The 5,301-nt window shown below is 69.7% G+C and carries 6 protein-coding genes and 1 pseudogene; all 7 read left to right on the forward strand.

The genetic code is table 11. The features are described from left to right. Window positions 1-492: hypothetical protein (locus ACFE67_RS09655; protein WP_375406665.1), on the forward strand; the 492-nt coding region annotated here is incomplete at its 5' end. Further along, entirely contained in the window at window positions 489-1,151 is a 663-nt protein-coding gene (locus ACFE67_RS09660) for a hypothetical protein (protein WP_375406666.1), read from the forward strand. The genes ACFE67_RS09655 and ACFE67_RS09660, both read left to right, overlap by 4 nt. Window positions 1,152-1,357: 206 nt before the next feature. Further along, window positions 1,358-2,179, forward strand: a complete 822-nt coding sequence (locus ACFE67_RS09665; protein WP_375406667.1) for a hypothetical protein — start codon at window positions 1,358-1,360, stop codon at window positions 2,177-2,179. Window positions 2,180-2,198: 19 nt separating this feature from the next. Next, window positions 2,199-2,633, forward strand: coding sequence for a hypothetical protein (locus ACFE67_RS09670; RefSeq protein ID WP_375406668.1), 435 nt, complete (start codon window positions 2,199-2,201; stop codon window positions 2,631-2,633). 243 nt (window positions 2,634-2,876) lie between these two features. Then, a complete protein-coding gene (rpsL, locus tag ACFE67_RS09675; protein ID WP_119480680.1) occupies window positions 2,877-3,254 on the forward strand; it encodes a 30S ribosomal protein S12 in 378 nt (125 codons plus the stop codon). Further along, entirely contained in the window at window positions 3,254-3,724 is a 471-nt protein-coding gene (gene rpsG, locus ACFE67_RS09680) for a 30S ribosomal protein S7 (protein ID WP_375406669.1), read from the forward strand. Before rpsL ends, rpsG begins: the two co-directional genes overlap by 1 nt. Before the next feature lie 201 nt (window positions 3,725-3,925). Beyond that, a pseudogene (fusA, locus tag ACFE67_RS09685) lies at window positions 3,926-5,301 on the forward strand (elongation factor G); the annotation flags it as partial.

Here is a 5,301-nt window from a genome sequence, read left to right on the forward strand (position 1 = left end):
GGCGGAGCGAACACCGATGCGCAGCGCCGCCTCGCGGCAGCGAACACCCAGACGCAGGGGCTGACGACGCAGATCGCGAAGTTCTCCGACATCCGTGCGCTGCAGCAGCGCATCGCGCTCGGGGACGCCGCGGTGAAGGTCGGCGGCTCGACGATGATCGACTGGGAGCAGCAGATCCGGGACATCGAGGCCGACATGCCCGCCGGCTACACGGTGACCGCGATCAGCGCCGCCGGAGCGACGCCGACGACGGACTACCCGCAGGGGACGACCGCCCTCGAGCCGCGACGCGCCGCGACGATCGTGCTCACGGTCACGGCGCCCTCGGTCGGGAGCGAGTACTCCGTGTGGCTCCGGAAGATCGCCGGCATCACGGCATATGCGGACGCCAACGCGACGACCGCCTCCGGTGAGGGCGGGATCACGATCAGCCTGACGGTCCACCTCAGCCCCAAGGCGATCATCGCCACCGAGGGCAGGGAGACCCGATGACCACCGCACGCCTCTGGACGCTCGGTGCCGTCGTCGCCGTGCTGGCGCTGATCGGCGGCGCGATCGGTCTGGGAGTCCAGCCGCTGCTCGCCGCCGCCGCCACCGCGGACGCGTCGACGACGGCTGCGCACACGCAGAACGACGCCCTCCGCCTCCAGCTCGCCAAGCTGTCCCGGGTGGCCGCGACGCAGTCCGCGCTCGAGGCGCAGAGCGCGGCCCTGACGACCGCGATCCCGGAGACCCTGAAGCTGAACACGTTCACCCGGGACCTGCGGGACACCGCCGCCCTCGACGGCGTCGTGATCCAGTCGATCGTCCCCGCGACGGGGAGCGCCTATGCCGCGCCCGCCTCGAGCGTGCAGCAGCCCGCCGCCGCCGCCACCCCGTCCGCCTCCGCGGCACCGTCTGCCGCCCCGGCGCCGGTCGCACCGGTGAAGTCGCCGTGGCTCGGGAAGACCGACCCCCTCATCACGGGCGCGAACTTCGTGGTCGTGCCCGTCACCGTCGTCGTCACGGGCACCGACGCGGCGACGCTCGCCTTCGCATCGGACGTGCAGCGGATGGGCCGGCTCTTCGCCGTCAGCAGCGTCACCAGCACCACGACCGACGGGGTGACGAACGTCGCGATCGTCGGCGCCATGTACGCGCTCGACCGCTGAGCACCGCCCTGGTCCGTGCGCCACTGATGCAGCATCCGATGGATCGCTCACGCGATCGAGCGGCGACGCCGTTCTCCTCGCGCACGGGGTCTGTGCGGATGCTGAGCGCGAGTACCGCAACGGCGTCGTCGCCGCCGACGGCTCGTCGCGTCGCCCGCTGAAGCCCCTCCCGTAGGCTCTGCCAGCCACGACGAGAGGATCCCGAGATGGCTGAGCCGATCCGTCCAGCGGGGGAGGCGTCGGCCGAACCCGGTCGCCCCGTCGCCGAGACCTCAGCGGGTGAGCCGACGACCTCCGCCCCCTCCGTCCCTGCCGAGGAGCAGGACGTCGCGTTCCTCGCGCCGCCGCCGGATGCGGACGACCAGGATGCGACCCTGGTCGTCGAGCCCGCCGCTGCGACCGCCGTGGTGCCGTCCGCGCAGACCGCCGTGGTGCCGCTGGCGGAGACCGCCGTGCTGCCGCCCGCTCCGGCGGAGCAGCAGCCGGTGCTCGCCCCTGCGGCCGAAGCCGCTCCGCCGCCCCCGGCCAAGGCCGGGAACCGGATCGTCGCGACCGCATGGGTGCTGCTCGCCGCCGGGCTGTTCGAAGTCCTGTACCTCGGCGCGCTCGCGCTGATCATCCTGCTGCTCGGCGGAGGCGCTGCTGTGGCCCCCGGGATCCGGAACGTGGTGGCCTACCCGTTCGCGTGGCTGCCGGTGCTGTTCTTCTTCCTCCTCTTCGAACTGACGGTGCTGCTCGTCAACCGTGCGGGCCGGTTCACCTACGTGGTCGCGAGTCTCATCGTCGGCTTCCTCGTCTACGTCGCCTCGGTGCTGCTGATCTCGATCCTCGTCGGCGGAGGCATCGGCGATACCGCGACGCTGGCCCGTGCGTTCGAGTCGCCCGAGTTCGTGCTCACCGGACTCGTGGCCCGCGAGGTGATGCTGTGGACCGGCTTCGCGATTGGCGCCCGCGGGACACGCGTGCGTCGCAGGAACAAGGAGGCGCGTCGTCAGTACCAGGAGGATCTCGCCGACGCCCGATCCTGATCGCCCGGCCGGCCCCGGCTTGGCGGTGCTCGCCGGGCTGGGATGGATCGCGACCGTCGTCGCCGCGAACGGGCTCGTGAGCCTCGGCACCGGACTCGAGGTCGTGCCGGTCTCGCAGACGGGACCGCTCGCGGAACCGGTCGGCGTCGCCGTCGCCGCGCTGGTGATCGCGGTGCGCGCCGGCTTCTCCACCGGGCGCACCGTGCTGCTTCCGATCGAGGCGGCGCTGCTCGCGGCGGTCACGCAGATCCTGGTCCCGTCGCTCGTCGTGATCGTGATGAGCGGGTCCGGTCCGGCGTTCCTCACGGCAGGGCGTGCGGCGACCTCGGTGTTCACGGTGGTGGATGCGGTGCTAGCGGGGCTCGCCGGGCTGATCGTGCTGCTCGTGGTCCGTGCGCGAGCGGCCGGCGCAGGGCCGCCGCGCTGGCCGTGGGAGGACGAGGACCGGCCCTGATCCAGCCGGGCGGGTTTGATACCCTCCAGGACTGCGGCTATCATCGTCACCACGTGTGCCGCTCCCCGGCGCACAGTGCGCTCCGCGGAGGGCCTCGGGCCCCCAGATCGAAAGATTCTGTCGGAGCATGCGGACGCATGTCGTCCGCTCCGACCGTCCGGCATCGCATCCCGATGTCCATCACCCCGCGAGGGGCGTCCGAACGCCAGTCCGCCCGTGCGGCGGCACCAAGGAGTCAGCAGAGTGCCCACCATCCAGCAGCTGGTCCGCAAGGGCCGCACGCCCAAGGTCGTCAAGACCAAGGCGCCTGCGCTGAAGGCGAACCCGCAGCAGCGCGGCGTCTGCACGCGCGTCTACACGACGACGCCGAAGAAGCCGAACTCCGCGCTCCGCAAGGTGGCGCGCGTGAAGCTCTCCAACGGCACCGAGGTCACCGCCTACATCCCCGGCGAGGGCCACAACCTGCAGGAGCACTCGATGGTGCTCGTGCGCGGCGGTCGTGTGAAGGACCTGCCCGGTGTGCGCTACAAGATCGTCCGCGGTGCGCTGGACACCCAGGCCGTGAAGAACCGCAAGCAGGCCCGCAGTCGCTACGGCGCCAAGTTGGAGAAGAAGAAGTAATGCCTCGCAAGGGACCCGCTCCGAAGCGCCCGGTCATCGCAGACCCGGTCTACTCGGCACCGATCGTCAGCCAGCTCGTCAACAAGATCCTCGTGGACGGCAAGAAGGGCCTCGCCGAGCGCATCGTCTACGGCGCGCTCGAGGACGTCGCGGCCAAGAACGGCCAGGACGCGGTCGTGACGCTGAAGAAGGCGCTCGACAACGTCCGCCCGACCATCGAGGTCAAGAGCCGCCGTGTCGGCGGCTCGACCTACCAGGTCCCGGTCGAGGTCAAGCCGCACCGCGCGAACACCCTCGCGCTGCGCTGGTTGACCTCGTACGCGAAGGCCCGCCGCGAGAAGTCGATGACCGACCGCCTCACGAACGAGATCCTCGACGCATCGAACGGCCTCGGCGCCGCGGTGAAGCGTCGCGAGGACACGCACAAGATGGCCGAGTCCAACCGCGCCTTCGCTCACTACCGCTGGTAGCCCCAGGCTCACGCAGCTCCACCCGCGGCCGCGGCTCCGTCGTTCGACGGGGTCCGCGGCCTCGGGCATGAAACGGGGCACGCACGCGTTGCCACACAGGCAAAGCGCTGTTGTGCTCACCGAAATTCTTTGAAAGGTTCCCCCGTGGCAGTCGCCCAGGACGTCCTGACCGACCTGAACAAGGTCCGCAACATCGGCATCATGGCGCACATCGACGCCGGTAAGACGACGACGACCGAGCGCATCCTCTACTACACCGGCATCACCCACAAGATCGGCGAGGTGCACGACGGCGCCGCGACGATGGACTGGATGGCGCAGGAGCAGGAGCGCGGCATCACCATCACGTCCGCCGCGACGACGTGCTTCTGGAACCAGAACCAGATCAACATCATCGACACCCCCGGCCACGTCGACTTCACGGTCGAGGTCGAGCGCAGCCTGCGCGTCCTCGACGGGGCCGTCGCCGTGTTCGACGGCAAGGAGGGCGTCGAGCCCCAGTCCGAGACCGTCTGGCGCCAGGCCGACAAGTACGACGTCCCGCGCATCTGCTTCGTGAACAAGATGGACAAGCTCGGCGCGGACTTCTACTACACGGTCGAGACGATCGTGAAGCGTCTCGGTGCCAAGCCGCTGGTCATCCAGCTGCCGATCGGGTTCGAGAACACGTTCGAGGGCGTCGTCGACCTCGTCGAGATGCGCGCGCTCACCTGGCGCGGCGACTCGAAGGGTGACGTCGAGCTCGGTGCGAAGTACGCCATCGAGGAGATCCCCGCCGACCTGCTCGAGAAGGCCAACGAGTACCGGCACACGCTGCTCGAGACGGTCGCCGAGACCGACGACGCGCTGCTCGAGAAGTACTTCGCCGGCGAGGAGTTGACGGTCGCCGAGATCAAGGGCGCCATCCGCAAGCTCACGGTGAACAGCGAGATCTACCCGGTCCTCTGCGGCTCGGCGTTCAAGAACCGCGGCGTCCAGCCGATGCTCGACGCGGTCGTCGACTACCTCCCGAGCCCGCTCGACGTGCCCGCCATCGAGGCCCACGACCCGCGCGACGAGGAGAAGGTCATCCTGCGGCACGCCGACGCCTCCGAGCCGTTCTCCGCGCTCGCGTTCAAGGTCGCGGTGCACCCGTTCTTCGGCCGCCTCACCTACGTCCGGGTCTACTCCGGGCACATCGAGGGCGGCAGCCAGGTCATCAACTCGACGAAGGGCAAGAAGGAGCGCATCGGGAAGATCTTCCAGATGCACTCCAACAAGGAGAACCCCGTCGACGGCGTCTCCGCCGGCCACATCTACGCGGTCATCGGCCTGAAGGACACCACCACCGGCGACACGCTGTCCGACCCGACCGACCAGGTGGTGCTCGAATCCATGACGTTCCCCGCCCCGGTCATCGAGGTCGCGATCGAGCCGAAGACGAAGGCCGACCAGGACAAGCTGGGCGTCGCCATCCAGAAGCTGGCCGAGGAGGACCCGACCTTCCGCACCGAGCAGAACCGCGAGACGGGCCAGACCATCATAAAGGGGATGGGCGAGCTCCACCTCGACATCCTGGTCGACCGCATGAAGCGCGA

The organism is uncultured Amnibacterium sp., assembly GCF_964244015.1.
In the GTDB taxonomy this organism is placed as follows: domain Bacteria; phylum Actinomycetota; class Actinomycetes; order Actinomycetales; family Microbacteriaceae; genus Amnibacterium.

Excerpts from the sequence above, each read along its gene's own strand:
- ACFE67_RS09660 (WP_375406666.1), top strand. The coding sequence starts at position 489 with ATGACCACCGCACGCCTCTGGACGCTCGGTGCCGTCGTCGCCGTGCTG.
- ACFE67_RS09665 (WP_375406667.1), top strand. The coding sequence starts at position 1,358 with ATGGCTGAGCCGATCCGTCCAGCGGGGGAGGCGTCGGCCGAACCCGGT.
- rpsG (WP_375406669.1), top strand. The coding sequence starts at position 3,254 with ATGCCTCGCAAGGGACCCGCTCCGAAGCGCCCGGTCATCGCAGACCCG.